At 41.6% G+C, this 20725-nt stretch carries 14 protein-coding genes; 13 read left to right on the top strand and 1 reads right to left on the bottom strand.

Annotated elements, in window-relative coordinates:
• Window positions 1-189: 189 nt before the first annotated feature.
• On the bottom strand, window positions 190-807 hold the full coding sequence (locus ACN9MR_RS14740) for a MarR family winged helix-turn-helix transcriptional regulator (RefSeq protein ID WP_426324714.1): 618 nt from the start codon (window positions 805-807) through the stop codon (window positions 190-192).
• A gap of 82 nt (window positions 808-889) precedes the next feature.
• Between ACN9MR_RS14740 and ACN9MR_RS14735 the strand changes: the two genes are divergently transcribed.
• The 13 genes from ACN9MR_RS14735 to ACN9MR_RS14675 all read left to right on the top strand — a co-directional run bounded on the left by ACN9MR_RS14735 (window position 890) and on the right by ACN9MR_RS14675 (window position 20721).
• A complete protein-coding gene (locus ACN9MR_RS14735) occupies window positions 890-1228 on the top strand; it encodes a YciI family protein (protein ID WP_426324712.1) in 339 nt (112 codons plus the stop codon).
• A 239-nt stretch (window positions 1229-1467) separates the two neighbouring features.
• Window positions 1468-1974 (top strand): Crp/Fnr family transcriptional regulator, encoded by a 507-nt coding sequence (locus ACN9MR_RS14730; protein ID WP_426324710.1) that lies wholly within the window; start codon window positions 1468-1470, stop codon window positions 1972-1974.
• Between the two features lie 64 nt (window positions 1975-2038).
• Window positions 2039-3049 (top strand): NAD-dependent epimerase/dehydratase family protein, encoded by a 1011-nt coding sequence (locus tag ACN9MR_RS14725; protein ID WP_426324708.1) that lies wholly within the window; start codon window positions 2039-2041, stop codon window positions 3047-3049.
• A gap of 443 nt (window positions 3050-3492) precedes the next feature.
• Window positions 3493-4383 (top strand): ROK family protein, encoded by an 891-nt coding sequence (locus tag ACN9MR_RS14720; protein WP_426324706.1) that lies wholly within the window; start codon window positions 3493-3495, stop codon window positions 4381-4383.
• A gap of 156 nt (window positions 4384-4539) precedes the next feature.
• Entirely contained in the window at window positions 4540-5748 is a 1209-nt protein-coding gene (locus ACN9MR_RS14715; protein ID WP_426324704.1) for a glycoside hydrolase family 88 protein, read from the top strand.
• Between the two features lie 278 nt (window positions 5749-6026).
• A complete protein-coding gene (locus ACN9MR_RS14710; protein ID WP_426324702.1) occupies window positions 6027-7655 on the top strand; it encodes a glycoside hydrolase family 43 protein in 1629 nt (542 codons plus the stop codon).
• Between the two features lie 384 nt (window positions 7656-8039).
• Window positions 8040-11201, top strand: a complete 3162-nt coding sequence (locus ACN9MR_RS14705; protein WP_426324700.1) for a SusC/RagA family TonB-linked outer membrane protein — start codon at window positions 8040-8042, stop codon at window positions 11199-11201.
• 11 nt (window positions 11202-11212) lie between these two features.
• A complete protein-coding gene (locus ACN9MR_RS14700) occupies window positions 11213-12964 on the top strand; it encodes a RagB/SusD family nutrient uptake outer membrane protein (protein WP_426324698.1) in 1752 nt (583 codons plus the stop codon).
• Window positions 12965-12986: 22 nt separating this feature from the next.
• A complete protein-coding gene (locus ACN9MR_RS14695; RefSeq protein WP_426324696.1) occupies window positions 12987-16070 on the top strand; it encodes a SusC/RagA family TonB-linked outer membrane protein in 3084 nt (1027 codons plus the stop codon).
• A gap of 17 nt (window positions 16071-16087) precedes the next feature.
• On the top strand, window positions 16088-17941 hold the full coding sequence (locus tag ACN9MR_RS14690) for a RagB/SusD family nutrient uptake outer membrane protein (RefSeq protein WP_426324694.1): 1854 nt from the start codon (window positions 16088-16090) through the stop codon (window positions 17939-17941).
• 25 nt (window positions 17942-17966) lie between these two features.
• A complete protein-coding gene (locus tag ACN9MR_RS14685) occupies window positions 17967-18461 on the top strand; it encodes a CHRD domain-containing protein (RefSeq protein ID WP_426324692.1) in 495 nt (164 codons plus the stop codon).
• A 117-nt stretch (window positions 18462-18578) separates the two neighbouring features.
• The gene (locus tag ACN9MR_RS14680) at window positions 18579-18737 is read left to right on the top strand and encodes a hypothetical protein (RefSeq protein ID WP_426324690.1); all 159 of its coding nucleotides are present in this window, start codon (window positions 18579-18581) and stop codon (window positions 18735-18737) included.
• Window positions 18738-18825: 88 nt separating this feature from the next.
• Window positions 18826-20721 (top strand): glycoside hydrolase family 97 catalytic domain-containing protein, encoded by a 1896-nt coding sequence (locus ACN9MR_RS14675; protein ID WP_426324688.1) that lies wholly within the window; start codon window positions 18826-18828, stop codon window positions 20719-20721.
• Window positions 20722-20725: the final 4 nt, after the last annotated feature.

Genomic DNA, 20725 nt, shown 5'->3' with positions numbered 1-20725 from the left:
TTAATTAGTATATAGATAGAGTCAGAAAAATTAGTTGAACTAAATGAACAAAAAATCAAGGCCACTATGATAGGTGTCGATATTGTGGTTCGCACATTACAGCTGCAATCATTGATTTTCGCTTAAAAAAACAGATCACACTTAAGGATTGGCTATCTGAGCATAAGCAGGTCTGCTGCTCAGTTTAGGCTACTTAATTGAGTCTTTTATAAAGGTTTCAATCTTGCCTATTGCCTGTGTTTTATTTTCTATGATCTTTTCATAATGCTCATTGGTCAGTTTTCCCAATGCGAGTATCAACATGGTCTTTTGTTCTTTGTTCAGTGATGTAAATAATAATGAGATAACCTGGTTAAATAAGCTGTTTGCCTTTTTATAGATTTCAATGCCCCTGTCTGTCGGTTTTATTAAACGTGCTCTTTTATCTGCCGGATCAACGCGTTCACTGATCAGTCCGGCTTTAAGCATCCGGTTCAAAATATCTATACCTGTTGTGGGCTCCAATAGGAGACGAAAACTGATCACATCTGTTTTCCTGATCTCCTCATGATCGTTCAGCGTATCTAAGATATAAAACCACTCCATCTCCATTTCAGGGATCTGCCTTAATGCCAGCTTAAGGTATGTTTTAATAAGACTGCCAGATTTGCCTATTAGTTTTGAAAGCAGAACATCTCTTTCTGGATCAGGATCATCTTTCTGATTTTTATTAGATAGGTAATCGTAGCAGAAACTTTCAACATCTGCGTCGCGATGTGCATCAGCAAAGGCTTGCCAGGCGGTAATTAGTTCTACTAAAGGTTTCATGTTGCTAATATAAAATAATAAATTTAATATTTTCGTTGTATTTATATCGGATTCGTTTTAATTTTGTTGAAATTATTTTTTTATGAAAGATTATATCATTTTATTCCGGGAGCCCGATGGGAGAATGGATGAACATTCGAACGAAGATCTACGGGTACACCAGCAGCACTGGAGCGAGTGGCTGACCAGGTTAAAAGTTGAAGGCCGTTTAGTTGGGGGGAGTTCCCTGACGCTGGAGGGTAGACTCATCACAGGTGATGGCACAACAATCACTCCTGCAACCCATAAAGTGGGGACGGAGATCGTAGGTGGATTTTTATTATTAAAGGCAAATAGCCTGGATGAGGCGGCAGAGATCGCATCATCATGCCCAATCTATGAATCTGCCGGTTATTCGGAAGTGCGCGAGTTTAAAAATTAAGCCAGGTTACCAAAACGCTGGCTCATCCCTTTATAAATGAATGAACAGATGCCAGAGTACGCAAACCGGTTATTGCCTTTTCGTCGACTAAGTTATGCGCTTTCTTTTCTCACAAAGCCTGGAACGGCTTCATTTGGGATTGATCAGCATTGTTTTTTTATCTTTGTACCATGCACGGTCAACTTATAAGCCTTATTACAAAAAGCCTACAACTTTCCAACCTTGATAGAGATTTGTGTATGCGGTACTTTGAACCGGTGAGCTATCCGAAAAATCGGATAATCGAAAAAGAAGGGAAGGTACCAGGCTATCTATATTTTGTGGTTTCAGGTTTTGCAAGACTATTCCATTATAATGATAAGGGCGATGAGGTTACAACGCATATAAATTGTCCGCCTGGCTTTATTACCTCCTATGCTAATTTTACTAACCAGAAAAGGTCTGATGAAAATCTGGAATGTATTACCGAATGTGAACTTTTGCGCATCAGTAAAGCAGATCTTGATCAGCTTATACAACAGAGCCCTACTTTTAAGGACTTTAGCTTTTTGGTATTTCAACAATCTTTATCTTATAATGAAATACGTGCCAGGGAGCTGGCTACCCTTAGTGCGGAACAGCGTTATTTAAAAATGATAGAGCAGTACCCAGAAGTTCTCCAGAATGTTCCTATGCAATATATTGCGTCTTTTCTTGGAATGAACCCCAAAAGTCTGAGCCGTATCAGAAATAAGATCATTAGGTAACATTTGTGAAGTGGTTTTAAATATGCAAAGTTCAACTTTGTCAGAACATTTAAAATCAATAATTATGGCAGATAAAAAAATGGTACTGGTATCTGGTGCCAACGGGCATTTAGGCAACAACCTTGTAAGACTGTTGACCGAAAAAGGGATCCCGGTAAGGGCTTCAGTCCGTAATATCAAAAGCAAAGAATGTTTCAAGGATCTGAATTGCGAGGTCGTTCAGGCAGATATAACGGATAAAGCTTCCTTTAAACGCGCACTGCAGCATGTTGATACTTTTTTTGCAGTAGGCGCGGCCTTCAAGCTGTGGGCTAAAAATCCCAAGAAAGAAATCTATGATGTGAATATGCTGGGCACCCGAAATACGATAGAAGCAGCTGCAGAAGCGGGCGTAAAAAGAATCGTCTATGTAAGTTCCATCGCTGCACTGGATTATACCAATCTTCCCACAAAAGAAAGCAACGGATACAATCCCGACCGAAGGGATATGTACTACAATTCCAAGAATGACGGTGAAAAGCTGGCTTTTGATCTGGCAAGAGAATTCGGTATAGAATTGGTATCAGTTATGCCCGGAGCAATGATAGGAGGTGAAGCATTTCTTCCGCTGAGTATTTCCTATAATGTCTTAAAACTGATTCTTAACAAGCAGATCCCCATGGATACCAAGATTACCCTGAATTGGGTAGATGTGAGAGATGTAGCAGAAGGCTGTTACCTTGCAGCACAGAAAGGCCGGTCTGGTGAGCGTTATATCCTTGCCAACGAAAAATGTATGACCATTACCGATACAACTAAATTGGCACAAAACCTTTATCCGGAGTTGAAAATCAAAGTACCCGGAACTGTGCCAAAGTTTATTTTGTATGCTATTGCAGGTTTCATGGAGCTTTCAGCTAAAATAAGTGGAAAACCTTCACTGCTCACCACTAAAGAAATTGCTATGTTTTCAGGATTACAACAGGATTTTGATATTTCGAAGTCAAGAAACGAATTAGGGTTTAATCCGAAAGATGGTCAACAGGCAGTAAAGGAAGCATTGGCTTACCTGATGGAACATAGAGAATTGATTTAATTTGAGAAAAATTAGGTAGTAGACAATCATAGGGGAATTGCCAGCTGTGTATCTGTTTCCTGAACCTGGTTGCCTTTTTTTAATACGCTTTGTAAGTAAAAAGTGCAAGATAAAGATATAATATTCGTGGTATGGGTGCAATGTTGTTAAGTTAAGGGATAAATCGCAAAAAGATATCACCCTGAGCGTAGTCGAAGGGCATTTATTTGCGTTTTATCAATCTCAAGAAGTCTTCGACTACGCGCTCCACAGGAGTCCTTTGGACAGACTGACGACCACGGTGCTTACTTAATGACATTGGGCATGGGCGGGCTAATATGGCAGCATTGATTTACGAAATAAGAACCCGAAAGAGTATTGAACAGCAAATTTTATGTCTCTGTTCATATAGCTGATATTGTTAATACAGTATGGATAGCGTCTGGAAAAAATATTTCAACTAAATGAATAAAAAAATAAAGCCATTTATGATCGGTGTTGATATCGGTGGTTCACACATTACAGCTGCAATCATTGATTTTAGGTCACATTCAGTAGTAGATCACTCACGTGTGCGTAGCCATGTTAACACACATGGCACAAAGGAAGATATATTAGCCTCATGGATCAGTGTACTTAAAAATATTATCGGAAACCATTCCCCTGACGAGATACTTTTAGGGATTGCCATGCCTGGCCCGTTCGATTATAAAAATGGGATATCGTTGATCAGGAACATGAATAAATATGAATCCCTGTATCTTACGGATATTAAGGCCGTTTTGATCGAGCAACTGGGGCTACTATCCGAGAATATTATTTTTAGAAATGATGCAGAAGCTTTTCTCCATGGAGAAGTTAACGGGGGCAATGCTTTGGGATTCAACAGGGCGATAGGGATCACATTGGGTACCGGCCTGGGATCGGCCGTAAGTATTGCGGGAAAAACAACCGATGCAAACCTCGGGATCAGTTCATTTAAGCACGGGATAGCAGAGGATTATATTTCCAGCAGATGGTTTGTGAAACGTTATGAAGAACTCTCCGGAAAGAAAGTAAAAGATACAAAAGCGCTTGTCGACCTATACGAAAGTGATCCTATAGTGCCTGTACTCTTTAATGATTTTGCCAGAAGCCTTACAGACTTTCTTTTCCTTTTTATCAACGCGCACGATGCAGAAGTTGTCATCATTGGAGGAAATATTGCAAAAGCCCATCCTTTGTTTCTGAACAAGACCCGGAGCGCACTCCGCCAGCACGGAATTCGGGCTGAACTGAGGATAACCGCATTATGGGAAGACGCTGCAATGCTTGGTGCTGCTTACTCACATGCAACAGGAATTTTGACTTCATAAAAAAGAATGTTCGTATTATCTTATCCATGCGATTTAAGGTGGATACTTTCTGCTGCCAACAGAAATATGTAATTATTTCGAATAATATAGGCATTAAGCTATACTACCACTTCGAATTTAATGAGTATATCTTTCTGTATTTGTTGTCTAGGTAATATGTACAACACGAGATATACAGCTTTTGCCATAATTACCTTATTATCTTTTTTCGGCAGACCTGCTTCCGCGCAGATTAATGCGGCCAGGCAGTTGGCTTACTGTACCGAACAGGTAAAAAAGACATTGAGAATTATTCCTCGTCATGGAAATAATATTCCAAGGAGTGTTGTTCCCGGTTCATCTGAATGGAAGTTTGTAGGTTATAAGGACTGGTGCAGTGGTTTTTGGCCAGGGATACTATGGTATAGCTATGAAGTCACAAAATCAAAAACATTTCTTGCTGAGGCAGAGGCTTTTTCTTCGGCACTTAAGCCGCTTTCAGCGCAACACGCTTTCGATCATGACCTGGGCTTCCAGATATTCAACAGTTATGGGAACGGATATAGGCTTACCAAAAACCCTAAATATAAAGAGATTATACTCAAAACAGCAGATACCCTGGCCACCCTGTTTAACCCAAAGGTTGGAACGATCCTGTCATGGCCTAGGGAGGTTCCCGGAATGCAATGGCCACAGCATAATACCATTATTGATAACATGATCAATCTGGAACTGCTTTTTTGGGCATCCCGGAACGGAGGGGAGAAAAGATTATATGATATTGCTTTTTCCCATGCCGAGGTAACCATGAAGAATCATTTCAGACCTGATTATTCTGCATACCATGCGGTGATCTATGACCGGGAAACGGGAAAAAAAATTAAAGGACTAACCCACCAGGGATATGCTGATAACTCCATGTGGGCACGTGGCCAGTCGTGGGCCATTTATGGATATACCATGTGTTTCCGCGAAACAGGTAATGCTGCATTTCTTGAATTTGCCCAGAAGGTAAGCGACGTTTATCTGTCAAAATTACCTGCCGATGGAATTCCTTATTGGGATTTTAATGATCCTTCTATTCCCAACGCCCCAAAAGATGCATCTGCAGCAGCAGTGGTTGCATCAGGACTTTTGGAGCTTTCTACTTTTGTTAAGGACAAAGCGAAATCACAAAAATATAGGAAAAATGCTGAACTGATGCTGACTTCCCTTTCTTCATCAGCATACCAGAGCAGAAATAAGAATTCAGCCTTTCTGTTACATTCAACAGGGCATAAACCCAATGGATCTGAAATTGATACTCCGATTATATATGCAGATTATTATTATATAGAAGCACTGTTGAGACTGGAAAAACTTCAAAAAGGAATGAAGCTAAATTAAACCTTTAATATAATAATAACCAATGTAGCTCTCTTTATAGAATATTGCTGGGCGGGACGTCTGATTTAATTTCTGGCTGCTATTTTTCCATATTTAGTTTTAGTCGATTTATATGCCTGTGCAGTCAGAATACCGAGACTTAACTCAACAGTCTCGCTCACAATATTTTAATGAAATTGGTGCTCAATAATGAATTTAGAAAACCAGTTCAGTTTTCAGCATTACAATAACCGCAAACAGGACGGATCACCCTCCCTAATGAAAATAATGATGTAAAAATGAAAATACTACAATATTCTTTAATCATACTTTTAATTTTAGGTGCGCATCATTCTTATAGTCAGGATAATTTATCAAAAGTATGGACCGCCGACCTGGGAAACGGGACATATAAAAATCCGGTTATACATGCAGATTATTCCGATCCTGACGCGATCAGGGTCGGAGAGGATTATTATATGACTGCATCAAGCTTCAATTGTATTCCAGGACTCCCTATTTTGCATTCCAGAGACCTGGTAAACTGGAAATTAGTTAACCATGCACTCCAAGTTCAGGAACCAGCTGAAGTTTATGATATTCCTCACCACGGAAAGGGCGTTTGGGCACCCAGTATAAATTACCATAAAGGAGAGTTCAGGATCTATTATCCGGATCCCGATTATGGGATTTTTATGGTCAGGACCAAAAATCCCCTTGGAAAGTGGGAAAAACCTGTGCTTATCCTTAAAGGCAAGGGAATTATCGATCCAAGTGTATTCTTTGATGATGATGGACAAACTTATCTGGCTGTAGCATGGGCAGCAAGCCGAGCCGGTGTAAATAGCCTATTAACTGTTTTCAAAATGAACAGCGATGGTACCCACATAGAAGATGAGGGAAGACACGTTTTTGATGGGCATGGAAAAAACCATACGGTAGAAGGACCGAAATTTTATAAACTTAACGGGTATTATTACCTTTTTGCGCCTGCCGGTGGAGTGGCAACCGGTTGGCAGCTTGTAATGCGCTCAAAAAATATATATGGTCCATATGAGGAACGTAAGGTTATGGAGCAGGGCAAAACAGCAATTAACGGTCCACACCAGGGGGCTTTGGTCCGTACGCCAAAGAATGAATACTGGTTCCTGCATTTTCAGGACAAGGGGCTTTATGGCCGTGTAGTTCACCTTCAGCCTGTAACCTGGAAGAAAGACTGGCCAATTATCGGCTCAGATGTGGATGGCGATGGGATAGGAGAACCGGTTTCTGGCTACACTAAACCATCAGTTTCAGGAATTCATCCAATTTTCGCCCCATCAGAAAGTGATGAATTTAACGGCATTGGGCCTGGCCTGCAATGGCAATGGCACGCTAATAAAAAAATACAATGGTCGGCAATGATCCCTAAAAGTGGGTACCTAAGGCTTTTTGCTTATCCAAGTTTACAAATTGAAAAGGGCCTGTGGAATGTACCGAATCTGCTTCTCCAAAAGTTTCCTGCGCCTACTTTCACTGCTACCACCAAGCTCTGCTACGAAGTAGAGTGGGATACCTGGCAAGAGAAAAAGACTGGACTGCTCATTATGGGAAATGACTATTCCTATCTCTCTGTCTCTAAAAATGAAAAAGGATTTCAGATTGCGCAGGTAATCTGTAAAGATGCTCCCAATAACGGAATGGAGCAGGTATTGGCTCAAAGACCGTTGAAATCCGGTACAGTTTATCTTAGGGCCGAGGTTGCTCAGGAAGGACAAGTAACCTTTTCATACAGTGAAGACGGTGAACTGTATCATAAGATTGGGGAAACATTTAAAGCACAGCCTGATAAGTGGATAGGCGCAAAAATCGGAATTTTCTGTACAAGCGGGAGCACTGTACGTACCGGTGGGTATGCTGATTTCGATTATTTTAGAGTAACCAGGTAACCACCTGAAAATCTTCATGAATTGTGAATTTGCCAATATGGCTAAATCTGTTTTACAATCTGAAAGATGTTATAAACCCATAAGTCTATTCCTATCAGATTTTATATTTAGTTAATAAGTTACATCCTGCATGGAATATGCCTTTTATTTCAAAAATTAATGTTTTTTTTATTTTTTTTCTTCCTGTATGAGTATCAGGTAAGGTCGGCTGTGTCTATTAGCTATTATACCCCTATATCTAGCCAAAATTAAAAATATGAGATTAAACGCTATTTCTATGCAGCGCATTTTTTTGAATCACGATTATTTGAGCACGCCCATTTACAGGTAAGAAGGCATAGCCGTCAATCCTGCTTTTTATGCTAACAAATTAAAATATCATTTATGATAAAAGATTATATTTTAGATAAGAAAAGCCTTGCATTAGGTTTTGTTTTTCTATTTCTTAATGCCTATGGTTTTGCGGCAGGCCGAATTTCCCAAAACCATAATGTTACGGAAAAGGTTTTTTTAGATTCACTGAAAGGAACCGTAGTAGATAACAATGGAAAACCGTTAAAAAACGTAAAAATTTCCAATACCAGCAGTGGTGTTACTATATTTTCCAGTATCAATGGATATTTTGCCTTGCCTGGAAAAATAGGCGATGAGCTAAAATTTGAACATCCTGATTTTTATATTCTTGAGAAGATATACACAGGTGACAAAAGATCATTGTGGGTTCAGCTTGCCGGACGTTACCTTCCCTCAAAAGATATTGTAGGGATAGACGCAAATGATTCTTTGGCTGTTGACAGGGCTTCAGTAGAGGTGCTGCATGCACGCCAGTTAAAAGAAAACCTGCTTCAGTCTGTGGCTTCTGTAAATACCAATCAATTAACAACAACCCCTGCATCGCAGTTTCTTCAGGCACTTCCCGGACGGATTGCAGGATTAAACATCGGTTTTACCAGTGGAGGACCAGGTCTTGATGGAAATGGCTTGAACTATAATGTGCGTTCTGCGCTTGGTAATAACATTATTCTGATTGATGGGGTACAAAGACCTTATATTTCCATTGATCCTGACCAAATCGAATCGGTTTCAGTTTATAAAGATGCACTGGCTACAGTGATGTTTGGCATGCGTTCTTCAAATGGGATTATCGCGATTACGACTAAGAAGGGGGATAAAGGGGCACCGCGTATTTCGTTCTCCGCTCAGGGCGGTATCGAAAGACCAATCGTCCTGCCAAAATCGCTTGATGCAGCAACTTATGCCATGCTTTACAATGAAGCTAAACAGAACGATGCACCTGCTGGTGTAACTTTAACGCCCTCATATTCTGCTGCAGATATTGCGCTTTACCAAAACCAGACTGATCCGTTCCGCCATCCGAATGTGGATTGGTATAATACTGTGCTACGGAAGCAATCATATATCAACAGATATAATTTCAATGTACAGGGTAGCGGGAAAGGCTTTCGTTATTTTGTAGACCTGGATAATTTAAGGGAGACAGGTTTATTTAATACTAACGATTCGTTAAACAGTTATAATACTAATGCACAGCTTGACCGGTATATTGTAAGAAGCAATCTGGGTGTAGATCTCACCAAAACAACAGTAATGCAACTCAATCTTTTTGGACGGATTGCAAAGAATAATCAACCCGGCGGTACAACTGCCACGGTTTTTTCGAGCCTTGCCGCTACCCCAAACAATGCCTACCCGATATTTAATCCAAATGGCACACTTGGTGGTACCAGTACTTATGGACAAAATGCGAATCTTTATGGACAAATTTTGCAGCGTGGTTACCAATTTCAGGATGCCAGGGATGTTTCGGTCGATCTCCAGTTAACCCAGCGCCTTGATGCATTCTTGCCGGGACTATATGCTAAAATCCAGGGTTCGTACAACAATTCAACACTTTATAAAACCGACAGGTCAAAAAATTTCGCATCTTTTCAACTTAATCCGAACAATTCTTATACCGCTGTCGGAACGATTACAGAGCAAGGTACAGTAGGAACACCGGGCGTGCGCAGCAGGGTTATTTATACCGAAGCCGACCTCGGTTATGAGCATAGCTTTGAAAAGCATAACCTATCGGCCCTTGTTTTGAGAAATGAACAGAGTACCATGCAGTTCGATACTGGTACACTTCCAGAAATTTACACCGATTATGCAGCCAGGTTCCAATACAATTATGATCAAAAGTATCTTTTTGAAGCTGCGGGCAGTTATGCTGGTTACAACTGGTTTGCTCCAGCCAATCGCTGGGCACCTTACTGGGCGTTAGGAATGGGCTGGAATATCCACCATGAAGAATTTATAAAGCGTAATTTAAAATGGGTTAGCAATTTCAAAATCCGTGGTACTTATGGGTTAACCGGACAGGCAAATGCCGGTTATTATACCTATATCCAAACGTATTGGACGCCAGCCACCAATACTAATAATGGCGATGGCTACTATTTCGGAAATACCGGTGTGGGCGTTACCCGAAGTACCGGGGAAAACAGCCTTGCCAACCCTGATCTTGCAGCCGAAAAAGCGAAAAAAACCAATATTGCACTCGATCTGGGTTTTTGGAATAACAAGTTAACCCTTACCGCTGAATATTTTAATAACAGATTTTATGACCTGGTAGGGGCAGTAGGCTCAAGAACCAATATACTCGGTGCGGCCTATCCCAATAAAAATTTATACATCTATAATTATAAAGGATCTGATATTTCCCTGACTTATCAGGATAACATCAGCAATTTTAACTTTTTTGTTTCGGGCAATTTATCGCTTGTTCAATCGAAGGTGATTTACATGGACGAAATTGCCAGAAATTACGATTACCAACGCCAAACAGGTAAACCGGTAGGTACTCTTTATGGTTATACCGCGATGGGTCTTTTTCAGAGCCTCGCTGAAATCAATGATCCGGCAACGGCAGTACTTGCAGCTACTCCAAAATCTTCGTTAAGGCCCGGCGATATCCGCTACATGGACAGGAACGGTGATGGAATAATCAATGAGTTGGACAAGGGACCCATTGGCAGCGAAAAGCCGACCGTTTATTATGGTGCCACAATTGGTTTTAACTTTAAAGGCTTCGATTTTAGTGCACTGTTGCAGGGCGTAATGAATCGCCAAACCGCACTGGGGGGACCAACCGGGCAATATGGCGATTTCTATAATGGTTTTGGCAACGGTGGTACAGCCAATGCATTTGAATTTAACCTCGGACGTTGGACACCAGCAACAGCAGCTACGGCTAATCAGCCCCGTTTGTGGTTAGGTGCCAACGCCAATAATCAGGAGGTATCCAGCTACTGGCTTCAGAATACGAGTTTTGTCAGGCTTAAAAATGTTGAAATTGGATACACGATCCCGGCATACCTCACCAAAAAGATTGGAGTTGCTTCGATCAGGTTATTTAGCAACGGATTAAACCTGTTCACGTGGTCGCCACTATCTAAATTCAGAAAGGATGTTGATCCTGAATCACTAAACCCAACTTATCCAATGTTAAAGGTTTTCAATTTTGGAATCAACGCTAAGTTTTAATTAAAAATGATATGAAAAAATTAGTTATCAATCTTTTACTCGCCTTTTTCCTGGTTTTATCTATATCATGTAAAAAAGTCCTGGAAGATCATCCGTTAAATGTAACTAAAGAAAGCGACATATGGGACCAAAATGATGCAACCGGAACCAATGCACAGGCATGGGTGATTAAAATATATTCGCAGTTACCCAATGGTTTTATCCGCCTGAATGGAATGGAACTCGATTGCGCTGCTGGAGATGGGGTGCCGAGCAACAGGGGCAATGCTGTTTGGAACGTAATCAATGGTGGATACAATTCGGTTAATACTTTCGACGATAACTGGACTAATTCATACAGCATAATACGCAGGGCTAACATTTTCCTGAATAATTATAAACGTGTGCCTTGGAGCGATCCGACATTGCCCAAGTGGCTTGCGGCCGAAGTACGCACTTTAAGGGCATATTCCTACTATGAAATGATCAGGCGCTATGGCGGTGTTCCGCTTTTGGGAGAAAAAGTTTATACTCCTGACGATCCAGCTTTATTGCAGCTGAAACGTAGCAGTTTTGCCGACTGTGTGGATTATATTGTATCAGAGTTGGATGCTGTAAAGGATCAATTGCGTCCTGATGCTTCATTGGCCAGCCGGGGCAATGGCAACGGGGTGGCTGAGGGTACCGATAATGATGCCGGTCGTATGCGTCCAACAATCGCCATGGCCATTAAAGCCAAGGTATTATTGCTCGCTGCCAGTCCGCTGTTTAATCCTTCAGTTACGCCGTCGCTCGATTTTACCGGATACCCAAGTTTTGATGCCAACAGATGGAAAGCAGCGGCAGATGCCATGAAAGCCATCATGAACCTCAACATGTTTGCATTAGAGCCTAACCGCTACATTCTGAACACTACTCATGTGAACAAAGAATTTGTTTTTATGCGCTATGCAGCAAGCTACCAGACTGCCTGGGGAAACCAGGTCTCGCCTGTAGGCTACACGGTAGGTAATGTAGCAAGTGGTGGAATTGTTAGCCCAACTCAAGAGCTTGTAGATGCTTTTCCAATGGCAAACGGTAAGGCTATATCCGATCCCTCATCAGGTTACAATGCGGCTAATCCGTATGCAAATCGCGATCCAAGGCTTTCGCAAACGGTATTTTATAATGGAGCCACCTGGCTCAGAAGACCTGTACAAACCTACGAAGGTGGTTTGGATAAGCCGAATAACAGCAATATTGCTGGCGGTGTGCAAACCCAAACGGGTTATTATCAGAAAAAATTTCTGGCACAGGACGATAATAATACAGCTTTCACCCCGACAATGTATCACCCATCCGGCCTGTCAACTTTCTGCCTTATCAGATACGCTGATATCCTGCTAAACTATGCCGAAGCACAAAACGAATTTGCAGGCCCTGATGCCTCTGTCTATGCAGCTGTTAATGCTATAAGACAGCGTGCCGGCTTAAATCCTTTTGCTGCCCCTGCGGGGTTGAGTAAAGAGCAGATGAGAGATTTGATTCGGAATGAATGCCGTTTGGAATTTGCTTTTGAAGAGCGGCGTTTTTATGACATCCGCAGATGGAAGATTGCCAAAGAAGTATACGGAACAGGTTCGCTGCACGGTGTTAACATCGTCAGGAATGCTGATGGTTCTTTAACCTACACGCCAATTACGGTGGCTACCCCTTTCTTCAATGCGAACAACATGTACCTTTTGCCAATTGCAAATACCGAGATACTAGCCAATCCAAATATTGTTCAGAACCCAAACTACTAACCGATAACAACAAATATTAGTTATGAAATTTATAAAGATAATGTGTTTGTTTCTCCTTGCTTTTGCCTCCACCAAGTTGTGTGCTCAGGTTAGGGCAATACGAGGGCATATTGTGGATGAAAAAAATATACCGTTACCGGATGTTTCTGTTTCTGAAGAAGGAAATCTACGTAATGGTACCGTAAGCGATGAAAACGGAGATTTTGTCATCACATTAAAATCAGCAAATAATACGATCCGTTTTACCATGGTCAGTTATATCACCCTCGCCCTGCAGGCTGATGCAGGGAAAAAAATGGCTGTAAAAATGAAGCCAGATACTAAAGGACTTGATGATGTGGTTATTGTAGGTTACAGCACACAGAAAAGGATTACCAATCCCGGCGCAGTAAGTTCGATCAAAGCAGCCGAAATCGAAAACATTCCTACTTCCAGTATTCAGAACACACTGGCGGGCCGTTTGCCCGGCTTTACGGCAATTCAGCGTAGCGGGCAGCCAGGATCAGATGCAGCAGAATTTTTTATCCGTGGCGTAAATTCGATTAACAATGATAACCAACCACTCATCATTGTTGATGATATTCAATATACTTATGCACAGGTTGCCCAGCTTGATCCTAATGAGATTGAAACCATTACCATTCTGAAAGATGCATCCACTACCGCAATTTACGGTGTAAGAGGTGCCAATGGTGCCCTGGTGATTACAACCAAACGTGGTATGATCTCAAAGCCTTCTATTAACGTTTCTACACAATTTGGTATTAACCAGGTTATTCAGTATCCCAGCTATCTGGATGCTTATTCAACTGCAGTATTGCAAAATGAAGCTTATATTAATGATAGTTATAAGCTGGCCTCACCACTTACACTGCCCTGGACTGCAGCCGATTTAAAAATGTTTAAAGAAGGATCGGATCCCTACGGACATCCTAATGTGAACTGGCAAAAAGAATTATTAAAAAACAGTTCAACGCAGAGCAACTACAATGTCGATATCCGTGGGGGAAACAGCAAGGTTAAATATTTTACCTCATTCGGCTACTTTAAGCAGAATGGTCTGTTACGCAATTTTACACCTACCAATCCGGATGATGAAGGCGTTGAGCCCAATTATTTCTATAACCGTATAAATTTCAGGTCCAATTTAGATATCACGCCAACCAAAACACTCAATATCAGGTTTGATTTAAACGGACGTTTTGAAACCATTAATAATCCAAATGGCCCTATAGATGCAGCCGGGTTATTTAAGGAATTGATTTCTTTTAGAAACCTATCGGCATTTAGTATGCCTATAGTTAATCCTAACGGTTCTTATGGTTATGCAAACCAGAGCTGGGGAAATGGATACGTGAACCCTATTAGCCGGCTCGCCAACAGCGGATATAAACGTAATTACAATAATAATTTTAATGTTGTGGCAGGTGCCAACCAGAAACTTGATTTCATTGCCCAGGGGCTTGAAGCAAAATTAAATGTATCCTATGCCAGCAACATTAACGAACACCGCTTCCTGCAGCGCAATCCGGCATCTCTTCCGGCTTTTTATTATAACTCGGCAAATAATACCTACACCACCAAAGGCAATAACCAATTCCCTGTTTTTACCCAAGGCGTAGGGAATGATGTGTTCAACAATTCTGTAAACAGTCAGCTATCGCTAAATTACGACCACAATTTTGGCATCCACCGGATATATGCGCTGGCATTGGTAAATGACATCAGTACGGTTAACGGTGGAAATGTTCCGATAAACTTCAGGGGGATTTCCGGTAGATTGGGCTACAATTTCCGGCAAACCTACGGCATCGAATTTGATGTTGCACGAAATGGTAACGATTTGTTCAGAAAAGAACAACGTTACGGCTTATTTCCATCTATTTCAGGCTTCTGGAATCTCGGTGAGGAAAAATTCTTTAAAAAACTATTCCCTTTTGTTGATCTTTTTAAATTCAGAGGATCGTACGGACTTACGGGAAGCGACTTTGGATATCCTACAGTGCTTACTTCAATCGCTTATACATTGCCCGGATCAGGAACGATTTTCGGAAATGGTGCAACCGAGGGTGCATTGGTAAATACTGATGTAACCTGGGAAAAATCAAGAAAAACCGATGTTGGACTCGATATCAACATGTTTGCGGGGAAACTCACTATGTCTGCAGATTATTTTTATGAATACCGATATGATCAATTAATTAACCAGGGCGCAATATCTGCAATTATTGGGCAGGCTGTACCAAGAAGGAATGTTGGAATATCTGATAACAAAGGATTTGAAGTAGAACTGAATTACCGCGACAAAATAGGGGCGGTTTCCTATTCAATTGGTGGTAATCTCTCTCACTTTAAAAATACGATCATTTATATCAGTGAGGCGCCAGATTATCCGTATCTGGCACAAACAGGCCGGCAAATTGGCCTTACGAAAGGCTATCAATTTATTGGCTTCTATCAAAATTCTGATTTTGATACTAATGGATCAGTAAGGTCGGGGGTGGCCTACCCGCTATGGAGTACCATCCAGCCTGGTGATATGAAATATGCTGACCTGAATGGTGATGGCTATATCACCGCTGCCGACCAGACTTTCCTGGCCCAACCTAATATTCCAACTTATACCTACGGGGTAAACCTGGGGTTAAATTATAAGGGTTTCTCGCTGCGTGCCTTGGTACAGGGTGCATGGGGTTATTCGATTAATGTTTTTGCCGAAGGAACTGATATTTTTAACGGTGTTCCACAACCTTTGCACCTGCAGAGCTGGACACCTGCTAATGCCGATAACGCTATTTTTCCACGTATCGGTTTTAATAACAACATTAACAACAGAACCTGGCAAACCATATCCGATTTTAGTCTCACCCCAGGTAGTTATGTTCGTTTGAAATCGCTTGAACTTGGATTTCAGTTGCCTAAAAAATGGATAGACAAAACCCATTTTATCCAGAATTGCAGATTCTATGCCGCTGGCTATAACCTCTTTACCATCAGAGATACTGGTAAGTTTCAGGTTGATCCAGAAATTGCCCAGGGTAGTAATGCTGGTACGGCATACCCAATTACAGCGAATTACACTTTTGGACTGCAGGTAGGTTTTTAATTTTAAAGAAGAGAGAAATGAAAAGCAAGATTTTAATAGATAAAAATAAGGGCGGCAGATATTTAAAATATGCAATCAGATCAGGATCTCAACTAGGTCTGATGGCGATGATAATTATCGCTCTGGGTGCATGCAGGAAATCGGGATTTCTGGATCAGAAAAAATTGAGCCAGATAGATGAAAATACTGTTTTTACGGATAGTTTAAATAGTTGGAACTATGTAAACAGTAGGTATGGTAACATCAGCTATTCATGGGAACCGACCAGGTGGGGAAGAGGGGGCGTTGATGCCGCAAGTGACGAGGTACAATCGGCAAATGCCCCAACCGAACAGCAGACTTATTGGGCCGGCGGGGCAGTTAACCCGAGCAATGTAAGTTCGGAAATCTGGACAACCACCTGGCAACAAGTGCGGGCCATCAATATTTTTCTTAAAAACCAATCGCGTATCCCCATGACAGCCAATACCAAAAAACTTTTGGAGGGGCAAATGCGGTTTTTAAGAGCGTGGTATTATGCTACCATGTTAAAAACCTATGGAGGTTTCCCATTAATAGGGAACACCATTTTTAGCGATAGCGATGCGATTGATTTACCACGGAACACTTATGAAGAATGCCTGAACTACATTATATCAGAGTGCGATGCGGCTGCAAGCATGTTACCTGTAGATTTCGTAGCGGCTTTAGGTAATCCGGCCGATTATGGCAGGGCTACAAAGGGATCTGCTTTAGCATTAAAGGCCCGCGTACTTTTATATGCGGCTAGTCCTTTGGTTAATGTTTCAAGGGGCGACGATCCTGCACGGCTGGTTTCATTGGGTAATACAGATCCGAACCGTTGGAAACTTGCTGCTGATGCAGCGCAAGCAGTAATTAACCTGGGGCAATATAGTTTGTTCCGCAGGGTTACGCCGTATTTCTATAACCAGTTCCTCAACGGGCTTACTGCTGCTACACCAAATTCTGAGGCTGTTTTTTCTTTTTTACCGGCAACCACTACTCAAAATAATATGATCAGGGAAACGCTGGCCAATCCTGCAACAAGGGGCACAAGATATCAGAGTACACCAAGTTGTTTCCCTTTACAAGAGCTAGTAGATGCTTTCGGAATGGCTAACGGTAAAGCAATTGATGACCCAGCCTCCGGCTATCCCGGTATTGGAAACAGTATGTATCTCAACCGCGATCCACGTTTTTATGCCACCATTACCTACAACGGCGGGTTGCGGTTTTTGAATGGTAAGGCAACAGACCAGCCGGTATGGACCTACACCGGAGATATACCATCATCACCTACGAATGATGCATCCATCTCAGGTGCAAGGACTGATGGAATTTATACCTCAACAGGTACGATTACAGGTTATTTTGCCTATAAAATGCTTGCCAATAATGTGGCTAATGGCGGGGTCGAATTAAACCGGCCAAGAATACTGATTCGCTATGCTGAGGTATTGCTAAATGCTGCAGAAGCCAATAATGAATTTAGCGGCCCCTCCCCACAAATCTACAGCTGGCTGAAAGATATCAGAGACCGTGCAGGCATTGCTGCAGGCACTGATGGGATGTATGGGATGAAAGCGAACATGACACAAGCAGAAATGAGAACGTTTTTGCAGCGTGAACGCCAGGTAGAACTGGCTTTAGAAGAACACCGGTTTTGGGATGTGCGCCGATGGAAAATTGCACCTCAGGTACTCAACCAGGATCTTCATGGTATGGAAATTACAAGAGCAAACAACGGAAGCTACAGCTACCGTACTGTTGTAATTAGAAAAAATGTTTTTAGGGATAATATGTATTTCTTTCCAATACCGCAGACGGAATTAACTAAAGCACCTTCGATGAAACAAAACCCAGGTTATTAAAGCCTTAATATTCAATTTTAAGTATATGAAAAACATCATATTTAAATTTTTAATGCTGTGTGCAGTATTAAATCTTTGGGCCTGTACCAAAGGAAAAGAACTCGTTTCGCTTAATGGGGCAACTTATACTGTCACCGGTGCTGCAGATGCAACACAAATGGTACCGACTACAGGTGTTAGTGCCACCGGAAATTTTAATGGCTGGTACGATGAGCAGGTAAATGTATTAACCTTCACCCTTTCCTGGACCGATATTTTTACAGGAACACCCGCTGATCCAATTACCTCCGTAAAATTCTACGGGCCTGCTCCGGTGGGTACAAACGGCGCATTGATTAAGACTGTTTCTTTTTCAAATGGCAATGCAAGTGGATCTGTAAACCTGGGCCTCGGTGGGTATGCGGAGCTTTCGGCAACGGAGAAAAACACACTATTAACTGGAAATTGTTATTACCAGATCTGTACGCAAAAATTCCCGCAGGGACTTATCAGGGGGCAACTCAAATCCGTTAAGAACTGATCTGTTTAGCGAATTAAAGGTCAAAATCTACACAGGGGGTAATAAGAAAAATGGGTTTTATCCTGTGTTTTTTTATGATGTTGGAGTATATAAAATCATACCCGGTGTCATATAAATATGAAAAACAAAAAACTACCTGGCTGTACCGCTCAGGAAGAGCTACCATTTACTTTTAATCGTAAAGAGATCCCCGATAAGAATATTGAGCAACATTGGCTCCGGATCGCTTGCAGGATAACCGGAGCGGTTACCAAGGGAAATCAGTTGAAAGGTTAACGTTAACGTATTGAATATTACCCTGAATGCAAAAATATTTACCTATTTAAATAATCGGGCAATACCTCTAATTCATCTCAATTTATATATGAAATATAACCGTTTTACTATTTTAATGCTCTTCTCACTTCTTTTTTTTAATGCTACAGCCAAAGACAAGGAAGTACCTGCCGAACAGACAGTCACTTCGCCTGATCGTTTGGTTGAGCTTAAATTTTTTCAAAAAGAAATGGCCAACAAGGAAAAAGCCTTTTTTTACCAGCTCACTTACAAAGGTAAACCAGTTGTTTTGGAATCAAAACTAGATTTACAACTGGATAACCACCTGTCAGAAAGCGCAATGGCGCTTCCTGTAGATAAGCACAAAAACTGGTTTGAAAACCTGCAGATTACCGGGGTACAGCGTTCAACAAAAGATACCACCTGGAAACCTGTTTATGGCGAAAAAAAATTGATTCGGGATAATTATAATAGTCTCATCATCAGTACAGTAAAAGATGATAACCCTATTTATCTGATGAATATTGAAATTAGGGCCTATAATCAGGGCATTGCATTCCGGTTTTTCTTTCCTGAAAACGTTAAGGGTACCTATTACCGCATTATGTCTGAGCATACTGAATTTAATTTTGCACCGGGAACCTTAGCCTGGAAGGCGAACTGGGCACAAGCCCCTTACGAAAAGGTAGCACTAGAAAATTGGGATTGCGAGGCAGAACGTCCACTTACGCTCCAGTTGAAGAATGGGCTGTTTGCTACACTTATCGAAGCGGGAATGGTAGATTATTCGAGGACTAAATTCAAATTGAAAGGGCAAAACAGTTTGGTCACTTCCATGTTTACGCCGGTTGATCTGATTTCACCTGTTGCCACGCCCTGGAGGGCAGTGTTGGTTGCAGAAAGTGCTCCAGCAATCGCCATGGGTACCGATTTTATCTTAAACCTCAATGAACCATCTAAAATAAAAGATCAAAGCTGGGTAAAACCGGGTAAGATTATGCGTGTGATGTCGCAAACTACAAAAGATGCAATGGAGAACATTGATTTTGCTGCTAAACGGAACTTGCAATACATTTTGTTCGATTGGAAATGGTATGGTCCCGCCTTTAGCTTTGATTCCGATGCTTCAAAAGTAGCCATTAACGATTTCGACTTACCTGCAATTATTAAATACGGAAAAGAGAAGGGGATTGGCGTATGGTTATATGTAAATCAACAGGCGCTCTTGAAGCAGAGCGATAGCCTTTTTTCAATCTATAAAAAATGGGGTGTTGCAGGGGTTAAATTTGGTTTTGTTCAGTCTGGTTCGCATCGCTGGACCACCTGGATCGAAAAAGCCATACAGCAAGCCGCACAGAACCAGATCATGGTCAACATTCACGATGACTGGCGCCCAACGGGCGAGCAGCGCACCTGGCCCAACCTGATGACTTCGGAAGGAATAAGGGGGAACGAAGAAATGCCCGATGCTACCAGTAACACCGTTATGCCGTTTACCAGGTATATTGCAGGAGCTGCAGATTATACCATTTGTTATTTCGATCCGAGGATAAAAACTACCCATGCCCACCAGCTTGCGCTTGCAGCAATTTATTTTAGTCCAATCCAAACCCTATATTGGTACGATAAACCTGCCTTTTATAAAGGGGAGCCCGAACTCGAATTCTGGGATAAGATTCCTGTTACCTGGGATGAAACAAAGGTTTTGTCCGGAAGCCCTGGCGAGTGTATTACCACCGCAAGGCGTAGTGGTGAAGAATGGTTTTTAGGTAGTATTACCAATAACGAGCCCCGTAAGGTAGAATTGAAGCTGGATTTCCTTCCAAAGAGACAAAAATTTATTGCCCGGATCTATAACGATGACAATACTGTTGCCACGGCCACAAAGGTAGGGATAAAAGACATAGCAGTTGATTCAAAATCGATCCTGAAACTTGATCTCCAGGCTTCGGGAGGTGCTGCAATCTGGCTTCATAAAAAATAATCAT

It is taken from the genome of Pedobacter sp. R-06, assembly GCF_049913135.1.
Taxonomy (GTDB): Bacteria; Bacteroidota; Bacteroidia; order Sphingobacteriales; family Sphingobacteriaceae; genus Pedobacter.
The sequence above is the reverse complement of the archived record's forward strand: the minus strand, read 5'-3'. Positions and strand labels throughout refer to the sequence as shown.

Excerpts from the sequence above, each read along its gene's own strand:
- ACN9MR_RS14740 (WP_426324714.1), bottom strand. The coding sequence starts at position 807 with ATGAAACCTTTAGTAGAACTAATTACCGCCTGGCAAGCCTTTGCTGAT.
- ACN9MR_RS14735 (WP_426324712.1), top strand. The coding sequence starts at position 890 with ATGAAAGATTATATCATTTTATTCCGGGAGCCCGATGGGAGAATGGAT.
- ACN9MR_RS14730 (WP_426324710.1), top strand. The coding sequence starts at position 1,468 with ATGCGGTACTTTGAACCGGTGAGCTATCCGAAAAATCGGATAATCGAA.
- ACN9MR_RS14725 (WP_426324708.1), top strand. The coding sequence starts at position 2,039 with ATGGCAGATAAAAAAATGGTACTGGTATCTGGTGCCAACGGGCATTTA.
- ACN9MR_RS14720 (WP_426324706.1), top strand. The coding sequence starts at position 3,493 with ATGAATAAAAAAATAAAGCCATTTATGATCGGTGTTGATATCGGTGGT.
- ACN9MR_RS14715 (WP_426324704.1), top strand. The coding sequence starts at position 4,540 with ATGTACAACACGAGATATACAGCTTTTGCCATAATTACCTTATTATCT.
- ACN9MR_RS14710 (WP_426324702.1), top strand. The coding sequence starts at position 6,027 with ATGAAAATACTACAATATTCTTTAATCATACTTTTAATTTTAGGTGCG.
- ACN9MR_RS14705 (WP_426324700.1), top strand. The coding sequence starts at position 8,040 with ATGATAAAAGATTATATTTTAGATAAGAAAAGCCTTGCATTAGGTTTT.
- ACN9MR_RS14700 (WP_426324698.1), top strand. The coding sequence starts at position 11,213 with ATGAAAAAATTAGTTATCAATCTTTTACTCGCCTTTTTCCTGGTTTTA.
- ACN9MR_RS14695 (WP_426324696.1), top strand. The coding sequence starts at position 12,987 with ATGAAATTTATAAAGATAATGTGTTTGTTTCTCCTTGCTTTTGCCTCC.
- ACN9MR_RS14690 (WP_426324694.1), top strand. The coding sequence starts at position 16,088 with ATGAAAAGCAAGATTTTAATAGATAAAAATAAGGGCGGCAGATATTTA.
- ACN9MR_RS14685 (WP_426324692.1), top strand. The coding sequence starts at position 17,967 with ATGAAAAACATCATATTTAAATTTTTAATGCTGTGTGCAGTATTAAAT.
- ACN9MR_RS14680 (WP_426324690.1), top strand. The coding sequence starts at position 18,579 with ATGAAAAACAAAAAACTACCTGGCTGTACCGCTCAGGAAGAGCTACCA.
- ACN9MR_RS14675 (WP_426324688.1), top strand. The coding sequence starts at position 18,826 with ATGAAATATAACCGTTTTACTATTTTAATGCTCTTCTCACTTCTTTTT.